The following is a 21,326-nucleotide window of genomic DNA, read 5'->3' as shown; positions in this document are numbered from 1 at the left end:
CATTCCGAACCCGGAAGCTAAGGCCACCTGCGCCGATGGTACTGCACTCGACAGGGTGTGGGAGAGTAGGACACCGCCGGAACATCCTTCGCGAAGGCCCCCAGCTGATGCTGGGGGCCTTTCGCGTATCCGGGGTACGGTGCGTGTATCCCGGATGCATATGGATAGGGTATGGATACACAGGAAGCTCGCAGCGGACAAGCAGTTCCGATGGGGGCCGGAAGGCAATGATCGACAGCATGATTCACCAGCTCGCGCCACAGCGGCCGGCCGACACGGCCCGCCGGTTCCGGTGGGCTGCTCTGTGGCTGCCCGCCACCTACAGCTATGTGGGTGTGCTGCTGCTGGGCGCCGTGGCGCTGACCATGGTCAGCGCGCCGCGGGAGTCGCGAATCGTATTGCATGCCAGCACGAACCTGCACAATCTGACCAGGGGCCGCCTCGGCACGCTGTTCTCGAGCGCTTTCCTGGTGGGTGAGGGCGCGGCGACGGTGTTCCTGATCGTGCCGATGCTGGCCTGCCTGCTCGCCTTGGCGGAGCGGCGATTCGGGACAGTGAAGCTTGTGCACACCTTCTTCGTCGGCCATGTCGGCGCGACCCTGCTGGTGGCGGTGGGCCTATGGGTGGCGGTGCAGTCGCAGCTGGTGCCGGGCAGTATCGCCATGGCCGAGGACGTCGGGGTCAGCTATGGCGCGATGGCCGTGGTGGGTGCGCTGGTCGCGGTGTTGCCGCCGCATCGCCGGTGGGTGTGGGCGAGTACCTGGCTGGCGTTCGCGCTGGGTGGGGTGGTGCTCTGGCACACCTTCACCAATGTGGGTCACTTTCTGGCGCTGTGCCTGGGTCTGGGCATCGGGCGGTTGACGATCCACCGGCAGGGCGGGACGGTGCGGCCGTTGAATGTGCCGGAATACCTGTTGCTGGCGGGCGGTTCCGTTTTTGCCTGCCTGATGCTGCTGGGCTGATGCCCGGTCACTAGACTCGACCGGTGCGCCTTGTGATTGCTCGTTGCCAGGTCGATTACGTTGGCCGTCTGACCGCCCATCTGCCCATGGCCCGTCGTCTGCTCATGATGAAGGCCGACGGCTCGGTGCTGGTCCATTCCGATGGCGGCTCCTACAAGCCTCTCAACTGGATGAGTCCGCCGTGCTGGCTGGAGGAACGGGAAACCGATTCCGAGACAAGCCAACTCTGGGTGGTCGCCAACAAGGCCGGTGAGGAACTCCGCATCACGGTCGAGGACATCGAGCTCGATTCCAAGCACGAGCTCGGCGTGGATCCCGGTCTGGTGAAGGACGGCGTCGAGGCGCATCTGCAGGAGCTGCTGGCCGAGCACATCGAAACCCTCGGCGCCGGTTACACCTTGATCCGCCGCGAGTACATGACCGCCATCGGTCCGGTCGACATCCTGTGCCGGGACGCGGACGGTGCGACGGTGGCGGTGGAGATCAAGCGCCGCGGTGAGATCGACGGCGTCGAACAGCTCACCCGCTACCTCGAGCTCCTCAACCGCGATCCGCTGCTGGCTCCGGTCGCCGGCGTGTTCGCCGCCCAGCAGATCAAGCCGCAGGCCAAGACCCTGGCCGCCGATCGTGGTATCCGTTGCGTCACGCTGGATTACGATGCCCTGCGCGGCACGGACTCCGACGAATTCCGGCTGTTCTAACCTCGATACCATGCCCCGCCGGAAACCCCGCCCCAAGGACTCGGCGCGGTCCCACACGGACCCGCGCCCCCTGGGCGACGTCTTCGGCCGCACCGAGCACGGTCCCGGGACCGATGAGGCCTTCGTCGTCCGCACGGTCCCCGGCACCCGTGCCACCAAGCCGTACCGCTGTCCCGGCTGCGACCACGTCATCCCGCCGGGCACACCGCATATCGTCGCCTGGGCGGCCTATGGCGGCGAGGACGACCGCCGCCACTGGCACACCGGTTGCTGGAAGGGCCGCAATACCCGCACGATCACCCGCCGTTGGTCCTGACCCCCCCGGAATTGGGGGGACTGGTCCCGGCTGTTTTGCCAGCGCAGCGCAAGCACGAGTATCTAGGCTCGACCGAACTGAGGACAGGCGTTTAACAAGGAGTTCGGGATGAGTTCTGGCCGAATCGGCTCGGCGCTCGGCGCATTCGCGGCGGTCGCCGTGAGCATGGCGGGCAGCCCCCTCGCCGCAGCCGATATCACCGATATGGTCGTGCACACGACTTCCGGTGTGGGAGACGTCAATACGTGGAACATCAACGCGACCATCACCTGTAATCCGGCGAGCAATCCTGTTGCGCCGCAGGTCTATTTCACCGACAACGGGACGGCGCTGCCCGGCAGCCCCGGGACAACCGGTAGCTGTGTCACCTATTCCAACTCGGTCTCGCAGACCAACAGCGTGATCGACTTCAAGCCCACTACTCTCGGCACGCATCACATCGTCGCGACACAGCACAACCCGGATGGATCGGTCCTGAGCACGATCGTCAGGGACGTGAATGTCACGGTGCTGCCGTCTACGCCGTGTCCGACCACCGGCAGCGCGGCCATGCAGTGCAAGTCGACCAGCGGGTCCTGATCCCGTACTGCGCCACAGGTTTCCGGGCGCAGGCGAGGATGACTTGCCGATACGCATAAGGAAGGCCGCTTCCCCCGGAGGGAAAGCGGCCTTCGAACGGATGCGGGTTGTCGCCCGGTCGGTGAATCAGCTGGAAACGTCGGCGTTCTCGCGCTCGTCGATGATCTCGTCATCTTCGCGAGCGTCGGCGATGGCCTTGCGGCCGCCCTTCTGGATGGAGCGCTGTTCCGGTGCGCCGTCGAGCAGTTCGCTCTCGCGATTGACGGCGGCGAGCATGGCCGGGACCGAGTCGAGCTGGCCGCGGATGCCGAGCAGCTGAGCCAGGACACGGCCGCGGAGCACACGCATCTCCTCGGCAAGTTCCTTGGCGTGCGCGATCTTTCGATCCGCGGTGTTGGTCGCCGAGGTGATAAGGCGGTTGGCCTCGTCGGTGGCGTCCTTGATGCGCTGGGCGGCCTCGGCGCGCGAGGTGGCCTCCAGCTCCTCCATGGCGCGGGTCAGCTTGGTGCGCCGCTCCGCCATGGTGACCTCGAAGTCCTGCTGGGTGGACTTGCGCTTGGCCTCGGACTCCTTGGTGAGGCGGTCGGCCTCGGCATTGGCGGCTTCGACGATCTTGGCGGACTCGGAACGGGCGTTCGCGAGCGTCTGCTCGAATTCGATTTCGAGCGCTTCGCGCTTCTCCTTGGTCTCGGAGAGGAGCGATTCGTACTTCCCACGCATTTCGGTGGCCTGCTGCTCCGCAATCGAGATCATCTCGGCGGCCTCGGCCTGCGCCTGGGCGCGGACCTCGGAGGCCTCATCCGAGGCCAGACGCAGCATGCGGGAGATGCGATCGGACATGCCTTCGGCGGTGGTCGGCGGCACCGAGAGCCGGTCGACCTCCTTACGGAGCTCGTCGATCTCGTCCCGGGCATCCTCGAGCTGGGCCGCCAGGTTGCGGGCCTGGGCTGCGGCGGCATCGCGGTCGGTGGCGGTGACCCTCAGCTCGGCATCGAAACGGTCGAAGTAGTTACGCACCTCGTCACGGTCATAGCCCTTCCGCACAACGGTAAAGGGCAGCGCGACGAAGCGATTACGATCGGGCTCAGTGGACGACATGACCCACAAACTACAGCCTGACGACACCCGATGGTGACCCGACCGCGAATGTTGTTACGCCCTCTTTAGGAGGGCGGAACGCGGTACTAGTGGGTAGTTTTAGCCGCCGGTTCGACGAGTTCTATCAGCACACCGCCAGCATCCTTGGGGTGGATGAAATTGATGCGGGAACCAGCGGTGCCGCCGCGCGGCTCTGCGTACAGCAAACGCAAGCCCCGGTCTCGCAGTTGCGCGGAAACAGCCTCGACATCGGTCACACGATACGCGAGCTGCTGCAGGCCGGGCCCGTTTCGGTCGATGAATTTCGCGATCGTCGACTCCTCGTTGAGCGGAGCCAGCAACTGCAGAGCGACCGAGCCGGCCGGAGTGCCGGGCACGGACAGCATGGCCTCGTGCACGCCCTGTGCCTCGTTGATCTCGCGATGCGTCTCGACCATACCGAGATTGTCCCGGTACCAGGCCACCGCCGAATCGAGATCTGGCACAGCGATTCCGACGTGATCGACGGCGGTGACGTATTCCGACGGGATGAATTCGGTCTGCTCTGTGTTGCTCACACCAGTGACGGTAGCGCGCCCCTCGGAAGGACGCCGGAGCGCCGCACGTTACCTTTGAGTACGGCTCCGATGGTTGGCGGAGCAGTCACCATACGACGTAAGCGAGGCTCATCGTGACCACCACCTCCGTCATCGTCTCCGGCGCGCGCACCCCGGTGGGCCGGCTGCTCGGATCGCTGAAGGGCTTCAGTGGCTCCGACCTGGGCGGGTTCGCCATCAAGGCGGCGCTGGAGAAGGGCGGGGTGGCGCCCGAGCAGGTCGACTATGTGATCATGGGCCAGGTGCTCACCGCGGGCGCGGGCCAGATCCCGGCCCGGCAGGCGGCGGCCGCGGCCGGTATTCCGATGGATGTCCCGGCGCTCACCGTCAACAAGGTCTGCTTGTCCGGTATCAACGCAATTGCGCTGGCGGACCAGCTGATTCGGGCCGGCGAGTACGAGATCGTGGTGGCCGGCGGCCAGGAGTCCATGACCAACGCCCCGCACCTGCTGGAGAAGAGCCGCGAGGGCTACAAGTACGGCGACGTCAACCTGCGCGACAGCATGGCCTACGACGGCCTGCACGACATCTTCACCGACCAGGCCATGGGCGCGCTCACCGAGCAGCGCAACGACGCCGACGCCATCAGCCGCGAGGAGCAGGACGCCTTCGCCGCCGCCTCGCACCAGAAGGCCGCGGCCGCCTGGAAGAACGGCGTCTTCACCGACGAGGTCACCCCGGTCTCGATCCCGCAGCGCAAGGGCGACCCGATCCAGTTCGCCGAGGACGAGGGCATCCGCGCCGACACCACGGCCGAGTCGCTGGGCAAGCTGCGCCCGGCCTTCCGCAAGGACGGCACCATCACCGCCGGTTCCGCCTCCCAGATCTCCGACGGCGCGGCCGCGGTTGTCGTCATGTCCAAGACCAAGGCCGAGGAGCTGGGCCTGAGCTGGATCGCCGAGATCGGCGCGGCCGGCGTCGTGGCCGGCCCCGACTCCACCCTGCAGGACCAGCCCGCCAACGCCATCGCCAAAGCCTGTGCCAAGGAAGGCATTTCGCCCGCCGACCTGGATCTGGTCGAGATCAACGAGGCGTTCGCGGCGGTCGGCATCGCCTCCACCCGCAAGCTCGGCATCGACCCGGAGAAGGTCAATGTCAATGGCGGCGCCATCTCCATCGGCCACCCGCTCGGCATGTCCGGCGCCCGCATCGTGCTGCACCTGGCGCTCGAGCTGAAGCGCCGCGGCGGCGGTGTCGGCGCGGCCGCGCTCTGCGGTGGCGGCGGTCAGGGCGACGCCCTCATCGTCCGCGTGAAGTAGGAGCAACTGCTCATGGGGAACAGCCCCGGCTCGTGAGCCGGGGCTGTTCCGGTTCTCATACCAGGAATCCAGCGCGCCCGTCCCAGATGTGACCAGGTCCACTACAGGGCGTCGTAGGCATCGGGCAGAATGGTTGCCATGGGTGATCTGTTCGACCTGTCCACGGTCGCTAAGCGCGTGCGTTTCTTCGGCCTGCTCGAGGTGCCCTCGTGGGTGCTGCTGTTCATCGGCTCGGCCCTGAAGCGTGCGGATGCGCTGGGGATCGCCGATCAGCCGATCAAGTGGCCGGTGATGGTGTTCGGCATGCTGCACGGCATCGTGTTCCTGGCCTACGCCATCAACTGCCTGCTGGCCTCGCGCGAGTTCGAATGGCCGGGCAAGACCACGGGTCTGGCGCTGCTGTCGTCTGTGGTCCCGTTCACGTCCGTGTTCTTCGAGCGGTGGGCGATCAACTCCGGTCAGCTGGGTGAACTGAGCCAAGCCGCGGCACCCGCCGCCGCACGTTCGTGACAAACTGGATGTCGTGACTCGACCTGCACGCCGTCCCTCCGCCGCCGCAGCCGCCGCCATGTCGGGCGCGGTGGACCTGTCCGCTCTCAAGCAGCCGGCCGCCGCCGCGGGAGATGTCCCGGGTGACCATGCCGTCACCGAGGCCAATTTCGAGGATCGAGTGCTACGGCGCTCCACCCAGGTGCCGGTGGTGGTGGCACTGTACTCGCAGCGCAGCCCCGGGAGCATCGAGCTGGTGAAGCTGCTGGAGCAGCTGGTCGGCCGGAGCGGTGGTGACTGGGATCTGGCCACCGTCGAGGCCGAGGCCAATATGCGCATCGCGCAGGCCTTCGGCGTGCAGGGCATTCCGACCGTGGTCGCCGTGGCCGCGGGCCAGCCCCTCGCCGACTTCACCGGCAACCAGCCCGAGGAGCAGGTGACCCAGTGGATCGCCGCCGTGGTGGATGCCGTGCGCGGCAAGCTCCCCGGCGTCGGCGCGGAGACCGCTGCCGCCGAGCCCGAGGCTCCCGAGGATCCCCGCTTCGTCGCCGCCGAAGAGGCCTTGGAGCGTGGCGAATTCGACAATGCGGTCGCCGCGTACGAGGCAATCCTGGCTGCCGAGCCGAACAACGCCGAGGCGAAGGCCGCCCTGCGTCAGGTCCAATTCCTTTCCCGCGTACAGGATCTCGACCCGGCCGCCGTCGCCAAGTCCGACGCCGACCCGGCCGATCTGGACGCCGCCATCGCCGCCGCGGACCTGGAGATGTTCAACCAGGAACCGGAGGCCGCCTTCGACCGCCTCGTCGCCCAGGTCAAGCGCACCGCCGGCGACGACCGCACCAAGGCCCGCACCCACCTGCTCGAACTCTTCGAACTCTTCGACCCCGCCGAACCCATCGTGGTCGCCGCTCGCCGCAAGCTCGCCGCCGCCCTCTACTGACGACTGAAGATCAGGGAGCTCTCACCGCGGGGATTCCGGTCGGAATCCCGTAGTGAGAGCTCCCTGATCGTGTTCAGACCGTGGGGAGGCCGGCGAGGGCGGCGTCGATACGGGGCTGAGGGAGTTCGAAGTCGGGGATTTCGCCTGCGAGATAGCGCTCGTAGGCGGTCATGTCGAAGTGGCCGTGGCCGCACAGGGCGGTCAGCAGGACCTTCTCTTCACCTGATTCGGTGCAGCGCTTGGCCTCTTCGATGACGGCGGCCAGGGCGTGGGAGGGCTCGGGGGCCGGGAGTATGCCCTCGGCCTTCGCGAAAGTGACCGCCGCGGCGAAGCATTCGCGCTGCTGCTTCGCCACCGCCTCGAACAATCCGAGCTCGTACATGTGTGACAGCAGCGGCGACATGCCGTGGTATCGCAGGCCGCCCGCGTGCACCGGATCGGGGATGAAGTCGTGACCCAGGGTGTGCATCTTCATCAGCGGGGTGAAGCCGGCGGTATCGCCGAAGTCGTAGGCGTAGATGCCGCGCGTGAAGGACGGGCACGCGGCGGGCTCGACGGCCCGGATCACCGGATCGGCTCGGCCCGCTAGCTTTTCGCGCAGGAAGGGCAGGAACAGTCCCGCGAAGTTGGAGCCGCCGCCGGTGCAGCCGACGATCAGATCGGGCAGGCGTTCACCCGCCGCGGCGAACTGTTTCAGCGCCTCCTCCCCGATGACGGTCTGGTGCAGCAGTACATGATTGAGCACGCTGCCCAGCGCGTAGCGGGTTGTCGGATCGGCCGCGGCCACCTCCACCGCCTCGCTGATGGCGATGCCCAGGCTGCCGGGTGAATCCGGATGGTCGGCAAGGATTTTCGCGCCCGCGGCGGTGATCGGCGAAGGGCTGGCGTGCACGGTCGCGCCCCAGGTCTGCATGAGCGTGCGCCGGTGCGGCTTCTGATCGTAGGAGGCGCGCACCATCCACACCTCGCAGTCGATGCCGTACTGCGCGCAGGCGAAGGCGAGCGCGCTGCCCCACTGGCCCGCGCCGGTCTCGGTGGTCAGCCGCCGGGTGCCCTCGGCGGCGTTGTAGAACGCCTGCGGCACAGCGGTATTCGGTTTGTGTGAGCCGGCGGGGGAGACGCCCTCGTACTTGTAGAAGATCCGGGCCGGGGTGCCGAGCGCCCTCTCCAGCCGTCGCGCCCGGAACAGCGGCGTCGGCCGCCAGAGCCGGTAGACGTCGATGACCTCGTCCGGAATGTCGAGGTAGCGGTCGCCGCTCACCTCCTGCCGGATGAGCTCCATCGGGAACAGTGGGGCCAGATCCTCGGGCCCGACCGGTTGTCCGGTGCCAGGATGCAGCGGGGGCGGCAGTGGTGCGGGCAGGTCCGGGATGACGTTGTACCAACGCCTCGGTATCTCGGATTCGTCCAGTGTGATCTTGGTGCGCTCGTCCACAAGACCCTCCCGGCTCGAAACAACTGTCTGTCCAGACTGCTCCCGCAGCGAACCCCTTGGTGTGGAATTCGCCGGATTATCACTGTCGCGGCCGCGCGGAAATTAGTAAGCTAGCGCGTATGATAAGCACATACGAAGAATTGCTGGCCGCGGGAACCGAACTGCTCGCGCTGGACGCCCGCGCGGTACGCACCAGCATCGAGGTGGTGGCGGGCCTGGCCATCGCCGACCTGGACGCGCCCACGCCCTGCGCGGGCTGGACACTGCGAGACCTGCTGGAGCACATGATCGTTCAGCACTACGGCTTCGCGGCCGCCGCCCGCGGCGAGAGCGATCTCGCACTGTGGAAGCCGCAGTCGCTCGGCGACGATCCGGTCGGTGAATACCGGGCGGCGGCCGAGCATGTGCTGGCCACCTTCGCCGAGCCGGGCATCCTGGAACGGCAGTTCCCGCTGCCGGAGGTCCGCGACGGCGTCGTGATTCCCGCGCCGCTGGCCATCAGCTTTCACTTCATCGACTACATCGTGCACGCCTGGGATGTGGCGCGGGCGCTCGGGCAGACCGTGGAATTCGACGCGGATCTTCTCGGTGCGGGGCTGCCGGTGGCCGAGGCGGTGCCGCGCGGTCCGCATCGGGAGCGGCCCGGCGCATCGTTCGCGCCCGAGGTGACCGCGCCGGAGGCGTCCGGGCTGGATCGGATCCTCGCCGTGCTGGGGCGCTCGCCCGGCTGGCCGGAGTGATCGGGGAGCTCTCCCACGCGTGGTTCCCCACTCCCGTCCGGTGGGGAACCGGGCGTCCTACCCGGTGCCGGCCGGTGGCGTCGTCGACAACCAGAGGGCGCTGTTCGGTGCGAGGGTCAGGGCGGCCGACACCGGGCGGCCGTGCCAGGGCACGGGCTCGGCGGCGATCGCGGCGGCATTGCCCGTGCCGCTGCCGCCGTAGCCGATGGCATCGGTGTTCAGCACCTCGTACCACGAATCCGGTTCGGGTCCGGGCAATCCGATGCGATAGCCGCTGAGCTGACGGCCCGAGAAGTTGTAGACGCAGGCGAGAATGGATCCGTCGGTGCCGTAGCGCAGGAACGACAGCACATTGTTGTCGCGGTCGTCGGCGTCGATCCAGGAGTAGCCGCCCGGCGACGTATCTTGGCTCCACAGTGCGGGATTGGCGGCATACAACCGGTTGAGGTCCCCGACCAGCCGTTGAATGCCCTGGTGCAGTGGGTTTTCCAGCTCGTGCCAATCCAGTCCGCGATCGTGGTCCCACTCCCGGAACTGACCGAAGTCCTGTCCCATGAACAACAGCTGCTTGCCCGGATGCGCCCACATGTAGGCCAGCAGCGCGCGGACCCCGCTCGCCCTGGCGAAATCATCGCCCGGCATGCGGGTCCACAGCGTCCCCTTGCCGTGAACCACCTCGTCGTGGCTGATGGGCAGCACGTAGTTCTCGCTCCAGGCGTAGGTCAGCGAGAAGGTGACCTCGTTGTGGTGCCAGGCCCGGTACACCGGATCGTGGGCGAGATACCCGAGCGTGTCGTGCATCCAGCCCATATTCCATTTCATGGTGAAGCCCAGGCCGCCGACCTCGGTGGCGCGGGTGACCCCCGGCCAGGTGGTGGACTCCTCGGCCACGGTCAGCACGCCCGGATGGTGCTTGTGCACGGTCGCGTTCATCTCCTGCAGGAACGCGACGGCCTCCAGATTCTCGCGGCCGCCGTGGATGTTCGGCTCCCAGTCCGGGCGGGAATAGTCCAGGTAGAGCATCGAGGCCACGGCGTCCACGCGCAGGCCGTCGATGTGGAACTCCTCGACCCAGTACAGTGCGTTGGCGACCAGGAAGTTGCGGACCTCGTGGCGGCCGAAGTTGAAAACGTATGTGCCCCAGTCGAGTTGCTCGCCGCGGCGCGGATCGGCGTGCTCGTAGAGGGCGGTGCCGTCGAATCTGGCCAGCGCCCACTCGTCCCGCGGGAAGTGCGCGGGCACCCAGTCGAGGATGACGCCGATTCCACTGCGGTGCAGGTGATCCACCAGGAACCGGAAGTCGTCGGGGGAGCCGAAGCGGGCGGTCGGCGCGTAATAGGAGGTGACCTGATAACCCCAGGAGCCGCCGAAGGGATGCTCGGCCACCGGCAGCAGCTCGACATGTGTGAAGCCCTGGGCGAGCACGTATTCCGCCAGCTGCTCGGCGATCTCGCGATATCCGAGGCCCGGCCGCCACGAACCCAGATGTACCTCGTAGACGCTGACAGGCGCGCGCAGCGGATCGGTGCGGGCCCGCGCTCGCAGCCATTCGGTATCGCCCCAGGCGAATTCGCTCGCGGTGACGACCGACGCGGTCGCGGGCGGGACCTCGGTGGCGTAGGCCATCGGATCGGCGTGGTCGACGGTGCGTCCGTCCGCCCCGTGCACGCGGTACTTGTACAGCGCCCCCGCCTCGATGCCGGGCAGGAACAGCTCCCACACCCCGGAATCGCCGAGTTTGCGCATGGGGGCGGTGTTTCCGCTCCACCCGTCGAAATCCCCGATCACCGCCACGCCCCGCGCGTTCGGGGCCCACACCGCGAAGGCGGTGCCGGACACCTCGCCGTCGAGGGTGCGGTAGCGCTTCGGGTGCGCGCCCAGCACCTCCCAGAGCCGCTCGTGCCGACCCTCGCCGAGCAGGTGCAGATCGACGTCACCGAGGGTGGGTAGGAAGCGGTAACCGTCCGCGTCCACCACCGTGCGCCCGCCCGGATAGGAGGTGACCAGGCGGTAGTCCCACAGCTGCGGGAACGGCACCACGGCCTCGAACACGCCGTGCTCGCGGTGCGCCAGTGGATGATCCACGCCGCCGATCCGGGCCGCGACCGTCTCCGCGTGCGGCCGCAGCACCCGGATGACGGTCCCGTCGGGATGCGGATGCGCCCCCAGCACGGTGTGCGGATCGGGATGCGTGCCCGCCGCCAGCAGCAGGAGGTCGCGCCGATTCATCGGAACGATCGGCGATGGGCGAGCTCGGTGCGCGCGGCGGCCGGCACCGGCGGCAGCGCGAGAATGTGGGTCACCGCCCGGGCCGGGTCCAGACGCACGTAATTGCTCTGGCCCCAGTGGTATTCCTCGCCGGTGACCTCGTCGTACACCGTCGGCCGGTCGTGCCATTCGCGGCCGATGGCGGGCAGGTCGACCGAGACCATGCCGTCTTCCGCGCCGAACGGGTTCAGGTTCACCACCACCAGCACCGCATCGCCGGTGGTCGGGTCGAACTTCGAGAACGCCAGCAGCGCATCGTTGTCCACGTAATGGAAGTGGATGCAGCGCACCTGCTGCAGTGCGGGATGTGCGCGCCGGATCTCGTTGAGCCGGGTCAGCCACGGCTCCAGGGATTCCCCGCGCGCGGCCGCCTCGGCGAAACGGCGTGGCCGCAGCTGGTATTTCTCGGAATCCAGGTACTCCTCGCTGCCCGGATGCACCGCCTGGTGCTCGTACAGCTCGAAGCCCGAGTACACGCCCCAGGTGGCCCCGAGCGTCGCGGCCAGCACCGCGCGGATCGCGAACATGCCGGGCCCGCCGTGCTGCAGGCTCTCGTGCAGGATGTCGGGGGTGTTCACGAACAGGTTGGCCCGCGCCTCATCGGCCTTGGCGGCCAATTCCCGGCCGAATTCCTCGAGGTCGTGTTTGTGGGTGCGCCAGGTGAAATACGTGTAGGACTGGCTGAATCCGCGGCGCGCCAGACCGTACATGCGCGCGGGGCGGGTGAATGCCTCCGACAGGAAGATGGTCTCCGGATTCTTCCGGTGCACCTCGGCGATCAGCCATTCCCAGAAGTCCGCCGGTTTGGTGTGTGGATTGTCGACCCGGAACACGGTGACGCCCAGGCCGATCCAATGCCGCACCACCCGCAGCACCTCGGCGTAGAGCCCGTCGGGCTCGTCGTCGAAATTGAGCGGATAGATGTCCTGATACTTCTTCGGCGGATTCTCCGCGTACGCGATGGTGCCGTCGGGCAGCGTGGTGAACCACTCCGGATGCGCCGCCACCCACGGATGGTCGGGCGCGCACTGCAGCGCCAGGTCCAGCGCCACCTCCATGCCCAATTCCCGTGCGGCCGCGACGAAGTCGAGGAAGTCGGCCTCGGTGCCCAGCAGCGGGTGGACGGCGTCGTGCCCGCCCTCCGCCGAGCCGATGGCCCACGGCGAGCCGACATCCGCGGGCTCGGCGGTCAGGGAGTTGTTGGGCCCCTTGCGATTCACCGTGCCGATGGGGTGGATCGGCGGCAGGTACACCACGTCGAAGCCCATGGCGGCGATGCGGGGCAGATCCTTGGCGGCGGTGGCGAAGGTGCCGTGCACGGGCCGGCCCTCGGCGTCCCAGCCGCCGGTCGACCGCGGGAAGAATTCGTACCAGGCCCCGACCAGCGCCCGCTGCCGCTCCACCTGCACGGTGTGCAACGGTCCGTGAGTCACGAACTCCCGCAACGGCGTTGCCCGCAGGATCGCGCCGACCTCGGCGCCGAAGGCGGCGGCGACCCGGGCTGGCAGTTGCGCGTCGCTGCGCAGCGCGGCGGCCGCGGCGCGCAGGATCTCCCACTGCCGCTTCGGGACCGCGAGCGCGGCCCGCTCCAGCAGCCGGGCCCCGGTCTCCAGATCATTGGCCAGATCGACGGCGCTCTGACCGACGGCGAGCTTGGCCTCGACCCCGGACCGCCAGGTGGCGAGGGGATCGCTCCAGCCCTCGATCCGAAAGGTCCAGCGCCCGGGCATGGTCGGGGTGAACACCGCATTGAACACGTCCGGCTCGTACTCGGGGCTCATGCGAATGCGCTGTGTGCGTGCCGAACCCGGGGCCTGCACCGCCAGCGTGGCGGCGACCGCCTCGTGGCCCTCGCGCCAGACCACCGCTCGTACGGGGACGACCTCGCCGACCACGGCCTTGGACGGCCGGCCGCCGGGAATCACGGGGGCGGTGTCATCGATGGCGATGCGGCCGGTCACGCCCTCGAACTTACCGGAGTGGCTACTGCTGGCCTGGCTTGAGGAGCACGAACAGGCCGTGGGCCTCGGCACACAGCCGGTCGCCGTCGTGCAGGGTGGCGCGCACGAACACCTTGCGGCCCTCCTGCCGCTCCACCCAGCCGCGCAGCACCAGTTCGGTGTTCAGCGGCGTGATGGACCGGTAGTCGACGTGCAGGAAGGCGGTGCGGGTGGCCTGCCTGGTGTACAGCGCCGCCGTCATGCCGAGCAGGTCGTCGAAGCCGAGGGCGATGTGGCCGCCATGGGCGGCACCGTTGCCGCCCAGGTGGAAGGTACGGAAGGTGATGCGGGCCCGCACCCCGTCCTTGCCCGCCGCGTCGACCTCGAACGGCGGCAGCGTGATGTTGCCGCGCGCGGGCAGGTCGTTGCGATGCCACGGCGGTGCGTCCCATTCGTCGACGACCGCCGCGTCGAGCTTGTCGTTGAGCTCCTTCAGAGTGGCGATCACATCCAGCGCCAGCGCGTCGGACGGGTCGGCCAGCCGCACCCGGTCCATCAGCCCGCGCACCTGGTCGATGAACTCCCCGTAGTGCACTCCGCCCTTGGTGTTGTCGCGGCCCAGTTCTCGGATCGGCCGGAACCCGCCCTCGTGATGCTCCTGGGTGGGCTGTCCCTCGACCGCCTCGATCTGCTGCTCGCTCATGTGAAACACGTTATCGGTTGCCGGCAAGATGCTCCGCGCGGGGGATGTCCTGACCAGCATCAGATGCGCGAAATGGTTCGCGGCCATCTCGATTCTGGACCGCGGCTCGATAGACCTCCGGCTCGGAGCGGAGCAGCGAACGGCTCCATGGACCTGCGCCTTGGAGGAGGGAAGAATCGAGACCTGGGGGCCGCGAACCCGCCCGGAGCGCAGCGGAGGGCAGAATAAGCACCGTGAAGGCATTGCGTCGATTCACCGTTCGAGCCCATCTGCCGGAGCGGTTGTCCGCATTGACCGAGCTGGCGACCAATTTGCGCTGGTCGTGGCATGGGCCCACCCAGGATGTGTTCGCGGAGCTGGATCCCCGCCTGTGGGTGGAGGTCGGGCACGATCCGGTGCGGATGCTGGGGGAGGTGCCCGCGGCCCGGCTCGACGAGCTGGCCGGAGACGACGGCTACGTGCGGCGGGTCGATGCCGCGGCGGCCGATCTGCAGGACTACCTGGACCGCCCCCGCTGGTTCCAGAAGCAGCAGCGCGGGCCGCGCGGGATCGCGTACTTCTCCATGGAGTTCGGCGTCACCGAGGTGCTGCCCAACTATTCGGGCGGACTCGGGATTCTGGCGGGCGATCATCTCAAGGCCGCGTCGGATCTGGGCCTGCCGCTCATCGGCGTCGGACTGCTGTACCGCTCCGGCTATTTCCGGCAGTCGCTGACCGCCGACGGCTGGCAGGCCGAACGCTATCCGGCCCTGGACCCGATGGGGCTGCCGCTGCGGCTGCTCACCGAGGGGGGCGCGCCGGTGCTCGTGCACGTGGCCATGCCCGAGGGGCGGGTGCTCCGGGCCCGGGTGTGGATCGCCCAGGTGGGCCGGATTCCACTGCTGCTCTTGGACTCCGATATCGCCGACAACGACCCGGAACTTCGGGCCGTCACCGACCGGCTCTACGGCGGCGATCAGGACCACCGCATCAAGCAGGAGATCCTGGCCGGCATCGGCGGCGTCCGGGCGGTGCGCGCCTACACCCGCGCCAACGGCCTGCCCGATCCCGACGTCTTCCATATGAACGAGGGCCACGCCGGATTCCTCGGCATCGAGCGCATTCGCGAATTCATGGCCGCCGGAATGGATTTCGACTCCGCTCTGACCGCGGTCCGCGCCGGCACGGTCTTCACCACCCACACCCCGGTCCCCGCGGGCATCGACCGCTTCGCCGGCGCCCTGGTGCGCCGGTACTTCGGCGGCGCGCACGGCGAACGGGAATCACCGGTGCTGCCGGGTGTTTCCGTGGACCGCATCCTGGCCATGGGGCGCGAGGCCGATCCGTCGGTGTTCAACATGGCCCACCTCGGCCTGCGCCTGGCCCAGCGCGCCAACGGCGTGTCGAAGCTGCACGGTGAGGTCAGCCGCGCCATGTTCGCGCCGCTGTGGCCGGGTTTCGACGCGAGCGAAGTCCCGATCGGCTCGGTCACCAATGGCGTGCACGCCCCCACCTGGGCCGCGCGCGAATGGATCGACAAGGCCCGCGAACTCATCGGCGCAGAACTGGTCGAGGAGGCCCGCGGCTGGGAGCGGCTGTGCGATGTGGACCTGCGTGAACTGTGGTCCACCCGGAATGCCCTGCGCGGCATCCTGGTCGACGAGGTGCGCCGCCGGCTGCGCGACTCGTGGCTCGAACGCGGCGCCGCCAGCGCCGAACTCGGCTGGATCGACGAGGTTTTCGACCCGGGCGTGCTGACCGTCGGCTTCGCCCGGCGGGTCCCCACCTACAAGCGCCTCACCCTCATGCTGCGCGACCCGGAACGCCTGCGCGCCATGCTGCTCGACCCGGAGCACCCGGTGCAGCTGGTGGTCGCCGGCAAATCCCATCCGGCCGATGAGGGCGGCAAGGCGCTCATCCAGCAGGTGGTCCGCTTCGCCGACGATCCGGCCGTGCGCCACCGCATCGTCTTCCTGCCCGACTACGACATGTCCATGGCCCGCTACCTGTACTGGGGCTGCGACGTCTGGCTCAACAACCCGCTGCGCCCGCTCGAGGCCTGCGGCACCTCCGGGATGAAGTCGGCCCTCAACGGCGGCCTCAACCTGTCCGTCCGCGACGGCTGGTGGGACGAGATGTACGACGGCGAGAACGGCTGGTCCATCCCCACCGCGGACGGCGTCGGCGACGAGCATCGCCGCGACGACCTGGAGGCCTCGGCCCTCTACGACCTGCTGGAACGCGCTGTGCTGCCGCGCTTCTACGACCGCGACCACGACGACGTGCCGGCCCGCTGGATGGAAATGGTCCGCCACACCCTGCGAACGCTGGGCCCGAAGGTGCTGGCCTCCCGCATGGTTCGCGACTACGCCGTCGACTACTACGCGCCCGCCGCCGCGGCCTATGAAGCGGTGTCCGCCGACGACTTCAAGGGCGCGCAGGACCTGTCGGTGTACCGTCGCCGCGTCGAATCCGCCTGGCCCACAGTGAAAGTCCTGCAGGTGGACAGCTCCGGCCGGCCCGACACCCTGGTCATCGGCGCAGACCTGGACCTGCGCGCCCGCATCGACCTCGGCGGCCTCACCCCCGCCGACGTCAGCGTGCAGGCCGTGATCGGCCGGGTTTCACCCACCGACGACCTGACCCACGTCCACACCTTCCCCATGCGCCACGCCGGAACCGATTCCGGCGCCGACATTTTCACCACCCAGGCGCCGGTCCCGCTGTCCGGCGCCGTCGGATACACGATCCGCATTCTCCCGCACCACCCGCTCCTCGCCGCGGATGCCGAACTCGGCCTGATCGCCACGCCCAGCCCCTGACGATCAGGTGGGCGTGATCAGCGTGCGTTTGAGAATCTTCCCGGTGGGGTTGCGGGGCAACGCATCCAGGAACGTGACGTCGCGGGGGACGGAGAAGCGGCTGACGCGGTGGCGGATGTAGTTGCGGACCATGTCGGAGTCGAGGCCCGAGCCGGGGCGTTTGACCACGAAAGCGGCCAGGCGCTGGCCGAATTCGTGATCCGGGACGCCCACCACGGCGACCTCGCTCACCTGCGGCAGATGGGAGAGGGCCTCCTCGACGGCGCGCGGGAAGACGTTCTCGCCGCCGGAGATGATCATCTCGTCGTCGCGGCCGGCCACGAACAGCTTGCCGGCGGCGTCCAGGTAGCCGATATCGCCGGTGTCGAGCATGCCGTCGGCCTCGTCGGGCGGGGTGGCGTCGGTGTAGCCGTCGAACAGCATGTGATTGCCGACGAAGATGCGCCCGGTCGCCCCCACCGGCACCGGACGCCGATCCGGGCCCAGCACAGCGAGTTTCGTGCCCAGCGGCGGCCGCCCCGCGGTGGTGGGGGACATGCGCAGATCCGCCGGATCGGCGATGGAGGCCCACGACACCTCGGTGGAGCCGTACACGTTGTAGAGGATCTCGCCGAAGGCGTCGAGGAACGCCAGCACCGTCGCACCGGCCAGCGGCGCCCCGCAACTCGCCACGATGCGCAGGCTGGACAGGTCGTAGCGGGCGCGAACATGCGTGGGCAGATCCAGGATCCGGTTCACCATGATCGGCACCACGATCAACGCCGTCACCTTGTGCTCGGCGATGCGGCGCAGGCAGTCCTCGGCGTCGAAGCGGTCACCCAGCAGCACCGTCGCCCGGACGGCCGTGGAGATCTGCAGGGCCCCCAACCCCCAGGTGTGGAACAGCGGGGCCGGAATGAACATGGTCTCGTTGGTGCCGAACGGAATTCGCGACAGCAGCGCCGCCACCGTCCCGAAACCCTTGGGATGCGGCCGCCGCGCGCCCTTCGGCGTTCCGCTGGTCCCCGAGGTGAGCACCACCAGGCGGCCCGGCCGCGGCGGCCTGCGCGGCGGCTCCTGGCGCATGGCGATGAGTTCCTCGATGGTGGTGCGCCCGGGATCCGGGGCCGCGTCGTCACTGGTGAAGCGCGGCAGCTCGGCGGGCAGATACCGCACCAGATGCTCGAATTCACTGTCCGCGAACAGTGCCGACAGCCGATGCCGCCCCACGATCTCCTCGACCTGCCGGGCGGGCAGCCCGGTATTGAGCAGCACCGCGTCCGCCCCCGACTTGCCCGCCGCCACCATGCACTCGACCATGCCGGTGTGATTGCGGCACAGCAGCCCGATCGCGGTGCCGGGCCCGAACCCCAGTGCGGCGAAGGCCCCCGCCAAAGCGCTGCTGCGCGCGTGCAATTGGTCGAAGGTGCTGGAATACCGGTCGTCGATGACGGCCGGCCGCTGGGGCGAGTGCGCGGCCCCCGCCGCGTAGCCACCGGCCAGGCTGAAGCCCCACCTGGCCAGTCCGCCGATCTGCCGCAGACCCACATCCGGCCGGTAGGTGCGCACCACGCCGGAGGCCACCATCCGCTTGACCACCCCGGCCTGCAGCCGCATCCGCGAATCCTCGCCATTGACGATGAGCGAGGACGGCGCGCCCTGGACCAGGTCGCTCACCCGCCTGAGCCCGGCCAGCGTCCAGGCCACCACCGCCGAGTTCGGCAGCTGCGCGGGCAGCGGATGCACCAGCCCGGCCTTGAAGTAGGTGACGTAGATCCGGGTGTGCTGCGTGTCGCCGCGCAGGCGCACGGTCGCGAAGCTGCCCTGTTCGGGGCAGTGCAGCTCGAAGCTCTCGCCGGTGCGGGTGATGTGCAGTTGTACTCGCAGCACCAGGATTTCGATGCCATTGCCCCCGACGCGCATATTCAGCGTCGGGTGCACATCGACGGTGTCGAGTTGTTCGCACGCGCCGATTCCAGGAAATAGCCGGGGGTAGGTCTGCGGGTCGACCAGGACGTCCCAGATCGTTTGGCGGTCGATCGCAAAGTCCGCGACCGCATCGATGACATCGGTTACCACTGGCGTACTACTTCTGCCTGGCCGGTTCCCCTGAACACCTCCGGCGGAATACGTATTTGTAACGTTCCAGGCAATAGGGGTCAAGGCGCTTAAATTACCGGCCGGTAGTTATTTAAATAACCGATCAATTGCGCTGGCGGCATCGGGAAAACAACGATCAGGCAGGTGGGATTGCCCACAATTCGCGAGCCCAGTGACAGATCGTGCCAACCGGACCAGTACCGTGCCCACGGCAGCCTTCTACCCTCCCGCCGACTGGAGACACCCCACATGACCACCGACGTCCTCACACGCACCAAGGGGCGCGTCGACGCGTACTTCGGCATCAGCGAACACGGTTCCACCTTCAAACGCGAGGTCATGGCGGGAACCATCACGTTCCTGGCCATGTCGTATGTGCTCGCGGTCAACCCGCGGATCCTGGGCGACCACGGTGACCTCGGCGACAAGGGCATGCCGTTCCAGGCCGTCTTCACGGCGACCGCCGTCGCCGCCATCTTCGGCACCCTGGTCATGGGCCTGTGGGCCAAGTACCCGGTCGCACTCGCACCGGGCATGGGCCTCAACGCCTTCTTCGCCTACACGGTCGTCCTGCACATGGGAATCCCGTGGCAGCAGGCGCTTTCGGGCACCCTCATCTCCGGCGTCGTGTTCTTCGTCCTCGCGGTCACCAAGGTGCGCGAGAAGATCATCGAAGCCATCCCCATGCAGATGAAGCTCGCGGTCGGCGCGGGCATCGGCCTGTTCGTGGCCTTCCTGGGCCTCAAGAGCGCGGGCATCGTCACCTCCGACCCGGCCACGCTCGTTCACCTGGGCAACTTCCACCACGGCACCACCTTGCTGGCGCTCTTCGGCCTGGTCGTGACCGTCGTCTTCCTGACGCTCGGCTGGCACGGCGCGGTGCTCTACGGCATCCTCTGCACCACCGTGCTCGGCATCGTCACCGGTCTGGTGCAGCTGCCGAATTCGGTCGCCGCCATGCCGCACGGGCTGGATCAGACCTTCGGCCAGGCCATCGTCCACCTACCCGACGCCTTCACCGGGAAAATGGTGGTCGTCGTGCTGACCATGCTGTTCGTCGACTTCTTCGACGCCTCCGGCACCTTGATCGGCGTCGCCAACCAGGCCGGGCTGCTGACCAAGGACGGCAAGCTGGACCGCGCGGGCCAGGCGCTGGCCGCCGACTCGGTCGGCACCGCCGCGGGCGCGATCATCGGCACCTCCTCGACCACCGCGTATGTCGAATCCACCGCGGGTGTTTCGGCGGGCGGCCGCACCGGCCTCACCGCGGTCACCACGGCCGGCTGGTTCCTGATCGCCCTGTTCTTCTTCCCGATCTTCGCCACCTTCGCCGATGTGTCGGCCGTGACCGCGCCCGCGCTCATCGTGGTCGGCGTGCTCATGTCCCGGGCGCTCGGTGAAATCGAGTGGAACAGGCTGGAATACGCGGTCCCGGCGTTCATCACCGTGATCATGATGCCGCTGACCTACTCGATCGCGAACGGCATCGCCATGGGTCTGCTGTTCTACCCGATCGTCATGGTGGCCAGGAAGCGTGCGCGCGAGGTGCATCCGGTCATGTGGGTGCTGATGGCCGTGTTCCTCTACTACTTCTGGTACCTGGCCAAGTAGGGCCGGCTCTCAGGGGTCGGCCCTGAATCCCTTTCACGGGCGCGAGGCGGAATAGCCTCGCGCCCGGTCTCGTCGGGGACCTGCTGTAGGCTACAAACGGACCACGGTCCGGATAGGATCGCCGCCGAGCCGTACAGACCGAGAGACGAGGACCCCGACATGACCGCAACCGTGAACGCCACCGCCCGAGCCACCGCCCCGAACGGCCTCAGTGGCACCGATATCGGCCTGCTGGTCGCCCGGCTGGGCTTCGGCGGCGGACTGGCCGTGCACGGCGCCCAGAAGCTGTTCGGCTGGTTCAACGGCTACGGCCTGGACGCGACCGCGCAGGGCTTCAAGGGCATGGGCTACGACCCGGGCAAGTTCTTCGCCACCCTGGCCGGTCTGAGCGAGCTCACTGGCGGGCTGCTGCTGATGCTGGGCCTGCTGACGCCGCTGGCCGGCGCCATCGCGCTGGGCACCATGATCAATGCCGTGCACGTCACCTGGAGTGGCGGATTCGCGATGTGGGAGCTGCCGGCGGTGTACGCCGTGGCGGCCGTCGCCTTCGCCTTCGCGGGGCCGGGTCGGGTGTCGCTGGACTCCGGTCGCCCGTGGCAGCGCCAAGGTCTGGTCTGGGGCGCCGGGGCGGTCGCGCTGGGCGTGGTGGCCGCGCTCATCACCCTCGCGGTGAAGTAGACCGGGAAGAAAGTCTCGGTGTCCCCGCGCCGCGTGCAGGGCTTGGCGCGGGGACGACGGACACGTCCGATGTGGGAATTGGGGGGTTCACCGGAGTATCGAAAGCTAATTTACTTCTGATCGGAAGTAGG

Annotated in this window: 18 protein-coding genes; 11 read left to right on the top strand and 7 right to left on the bottom strand. The window is 68.2% G+C overall.

From position 1 onward, the window contains the following. Positions 1-239 precede the first annotated feature (239 nt). The 4 genes from ABZ909_RS20375 (at position 240) to ABZ909_RS20360 (ending at position 2,558) form a co-directional block, all read left to right on the top strand. Positions 240-962, top strand: coding sequence for a rhomboid-like protein (locus tag ABZ909_RS20375; RefSeq protein WP_357001760.1), 723 nt, complete (start codon positions 240-242; stop codon positions 960-962). A 23-nt stretch (positions 963-985) separates the two neighbouring features. Continuing rightward, positions 986-1,663 carry an endonuclease NucS gene (gene nucS / locus ABZ909_RS20370; protein ID WP_357001757.1) on the top strand — a complete coding sequence of 226 codons (678 nt, stop codon included), beginning with the start codon at positions 986-988 and terminating at the stop codon, positions 1,661-1,663. 10 nt (positions 1,664-1,673) lie between these two features. Then, positions 1,674-1,979: an ATP/GTP-binding protein gene (locus ABZ909_RS20365; protein ID WP_357001754.1), complete on the top strand. Its 306-nt coding sequence runs from the start codon at positions 1,674-1,676 to the stop codon at positions 1,977-1,979. Positions 1,980-2,087: 108 nt separating this feature from the next. Further along, on the top strand, positions 2,088-2,558 hold the full coding sequence (locus ABZ909_RS20360; protein ID WP_357001751.1) for a hypothetical protein: 471 nt from the start codon (positions 2,088-2,090) through the stop codon (positions 2,556-2,558). A gap of 126 nt (positions 2,559-2,684) precedes the next feature. Here the strand turns inward: ABZ909_RS20360 and ABZ909_RS20355 are convergent, their stop codons facing one another. Continuing rightward, entirely contained in the window at positions 2,685-3,656 is a 972-nt protein-coding gene (locus ABZ909_RS20355) for a hypothetical protein (protein ID WP_357001749.1), read from the bottom strand. A gap of 86 nt (positions 3,657-3,742) precedes the next feature. Next, positions 3,743-4,213 (bottom strand): methylmalonyl-CoA epimerase, encoded by a 471-nt coding sequence (mce, locus tag ABZ909_RS20350; protein ID WP_357001747.1) that lies wholly within the window; start codon positions 4,211-4,213, stop codon positions 3,743-3,745. A 113-nt stretch (positions 4,214-4,326) separates the two neighbouring features. Between mce and ABZ909_RS20345 the strand changes: the two genes are divergently transcribed. The 3 genes from ABZ909_RS20345 (at position 4,327) to ABZ909_RS20335 (ending at position 6,940) form a co-directional block, all read left to right on the top strand. Beyond that, positions 4,327-5,511: an acetyl-CoA C-acetyltransferase gene (locus ABZ909_RS20345; RefSeq protein ID WP_357001744.1), complete on the top strand. Its 1,185-nt coding sequence runs from the start codon at positions 4,327-4,329 to the stop codon at positions 5,509-5,511. A gap of 138 nt (positions 5,512-5,649) precedes the next feature. After that, positions 5,650-6,021: a DUF3817 domain-containing protein gene (locus ABZ909_RS20340; protein WP_354850166.1), complete on the top strand. Its 372-nt coding sequence runs from the start codon at positions 5,650-5,652 to the stop codon at positions 6,019-6,021. A gap of 58 nt (positions 6,022-6,079) precedes the next feature. Beyond that, a complete protein-coding gene (locus ABZ909_RS20335) occupies positions 6,080-6,940 on the top strand; it encodes a tetratricopeptide repeat protein (RefSeq protein ID WP_357001792.1) in 861 nt (286 codons plus the stop codon). A 73-nt stretch (positions 6,941-7,013) separates the two neighbouring features. Here ABZ909_RS20335 and ABZ909_RS20330 read toward each other — a convergent pair whose 3' ends face one another. Beyond that, complete coding sequence (locus tag ABZ909_RS20330) at positions 7,014-8,375, bottom strand: TrpB-like pyridoxal phosphate-dependent enzyme (protein WP_357001742.1); 1,362 nt, start codon at positions 8,373-8,375, stop codon at positions 7,014-7,016. Between the two features lie 119 nt (positions 8,376-8,494). Here ABZ909_RS20330 and ABZ909_RS20325 point away from each other — a divergent pair, with 119 nt between their 5' ends. Beyond that, the gene (locus ABZ909_RS20325; RefSeq protein WP_357001739.1) at positions 8,495-9,115 is read left to right on the top strand and encodes a TIGR03086 family metal-binding protein; all 621 of its coding nucleotides are present in this window, start codon (positions 8,495-8,497) and stop codon (positions 9,113-9,115) included. Positions 9,116-9,172: 57 nt separating this feature from the next. Here ABZ909_RS20325 and glgB read toward each other — a convergent pair whose 3' ends face one another. The 3 genes from glgB to ABZ909_RS20310 are packed head-to-tail and all read right to left on the bottom strand — an operon-like array spanning position 9,173 to position 14,026. Continuing rightward, on the bottom strand, positions 9,173-11,344 hold the full coding sequence (glgB, locus tag ABZ909_RS20320; protein ID WP_357001736.1) for a 1,4-alpha-glucan branching protein GlgB: 2,172 nt from the start codon (positions 11,342-11,344) through the stop codon (positions 9,173-9,175). Next, positions 11,341-13,344, bottom strand: a complete 2,004-nt coding sequence (locus tag ABZ909_RS20315; protein WP_357001733.1) for an alpha-1,4-glucan--maltose-1-phosphate maltosyltransferase — start codon at positions 13,342-13,344, stop codon at positions 11,341-11,343. Before ABZ909_RS20315 ends, glgB begins: the two co-directional genes overlap by 4 nt. Before the next feature lie 22 nt (positions 13,345-13,366). Next, a complete protein-coding gene (locus tag ABZ909_RS20310; RefSeq protein WP_357001730.1) occupies positions 13,367-14,026 on the bottom strand; it encodes a PaaI family thioesterase in 660 nt (219 codons plus the stop codon). 233 nt (positions 14,027-14,259) lie between these two features. Here ABZ909_RS20310 and glgP point away from each other — a divergent pair, with 233 nt between their 5' ends. Continuing rightward, a complete protein-coding gene (gene glgP, locus ABZ909_RS20305; protein ID WP_357001728.1) occupies positions 14,260-16,827 on the top strand; it encodes an alpha-glucan family phosphorylase in 2,568 nt (855 codons plus the stop codon). A 3-nt stretch (positions 16,828-16,830) separates the two neighbouring features. Here glgP and ABZ909_RS20300 read toward each other — a convergent pair whose 3' ends face one another. Beyond that, positions 16,831-18,885: an AMP-binding protein gene (locus ABZ909_RS20300; RefSeq protein ID WP_357001725.1), complete on the bottom strand. Its 2,055-nt coding sequence runs from the start codon at positions 18,883-18,885 to the stop codon at positions 16,831-16,833. A 270-nt stretch (positions 18,886-19,155) separates the two neighbouring features. On the opposite strand from ABZ909_RS20300, the gene ABZ909_RS20295 reads away from it, so the two are divergent. Both ABZ909_RS20295 and ABZ909_RS20290 read left to right on the top strand, forming a co-directional pair. Next, on the top strand, positions 19,156-20,517 hold the full coding sequence (locus ABZ909_RS20295; protein ID WP_357001722.1) for an NCS2 family permease: 1,362 nt from the start codon (positions 19,156-19,158) through the stop codon (positions 20,515-20,517). 159 nt (positions 20,518-20,676) lie between these two features. Continuing rightward, on the top strand, positions 20,677-21,195 hold the full coding sequence (locus ABZ909_RS20290; RefSeq protein WP_357001719.1) for a DoxX family protein: 519 nt from the start codon (positions 20,677-20,679) through the stop codon (positions 21,193-21,195). Positions 21,196-21,326 lie beyond the last annotated feature (131 nt).

Origin of the sequence: Nocardia sp. NPDC046763 (assembly GCF_040645495.1) — a bacterium.
Classification (GTDB): domain Bacteria; phylum Actinomycetota; class Actinomycetes; order Mycobacteriales; family Mycobacteriaceae; genus Nocardia.
This window is presented reverse-complemented; position numbering and strand designations above follow the sequence as displayed.

Excerpts from the sequence above, each read along its gene's own strand:
- ABZ909_RS20290 (WP_357001719.1), top strand. The coding sequence starts at position 20,677 with ATGACCGCAACCGTGAACGCCACCGCCCGAGCCACCGCCCCGAACGGC.
- ABZ909_RS20355 (WP_357001749.1), bottom strand. The coding sequence starts at position 3,656 with ATGTCGTCCACTGAGCCCGATCGTAATCGCTTCGTCGCGCTGCCCTTT.
- glgB (WP_357001736.1), bottom strand. The coding sequence starts at position 11,344 with ATGAATCGGCGCGACCTCCTGCTGCTGGCGGCGGGCACGCATCCCGAT.
- ABZ909_RS20325 (WP_357001739.1), top strand. The coding sequence starts at position 8,495 with ATGATAAGCACATACGAAGAATTGCTGGCCGCGGGAACCGAACTGCTC.
- ABZ909_RS20375 (WP_357001760.1), top strand. The coding sequence starts at position 240 with ATGATTCACCAGCTCGCGCCACAGCGGCCGGCCGACACGGCCCGCCGG.
- ABZ909_RS20295 (WP_357001722.1), top strand. The coding sequence starts at position 19,156 with ATGACCACCGACGTCCTCACACGCACCAAGGGGCGCGTCGACGCGTAC.
- ABZ909_RS20340 (WP_354850166.1), top strand. The coding sequence starts at position 5,650 with ATGGGTGATCTGTTCGACCTGTCCACGGTCGCTAAGCGCGTGCGTTTC.
- ABZ909_RS20310 (WP_357001730.1), bottom strand. The coding sequence starts at position 14,026 with ATGAGCGAGCAGCAGATCGAGGCGGTCGAGGGACAGCCCACCCAGGAG.
- ABZ909_RS20335 (WP_357001792.1), top strand. The coding sequence starts at position 6,080 with ATGTCGGGCGCGGTGGACCTGTCCGCTCTCAAGCAGCCGGCCGCCGCC.
- ABZ909_RS20360 (WP_357001751.1), top strand. The coding sequence starts at position 2,088 with ATGAGTTCTGGCCGAATCGGCTCGGCGCTCGGCGCATTCGCGGCGGTC.
- ABZ909_RS20365 (WP_357001754.1), top strand. The coding sequence starts at position 1,674 with ATGCCCCGCCGGAAACCCCGCCCCAAGGACTCGGCGCGGTCCCACACG.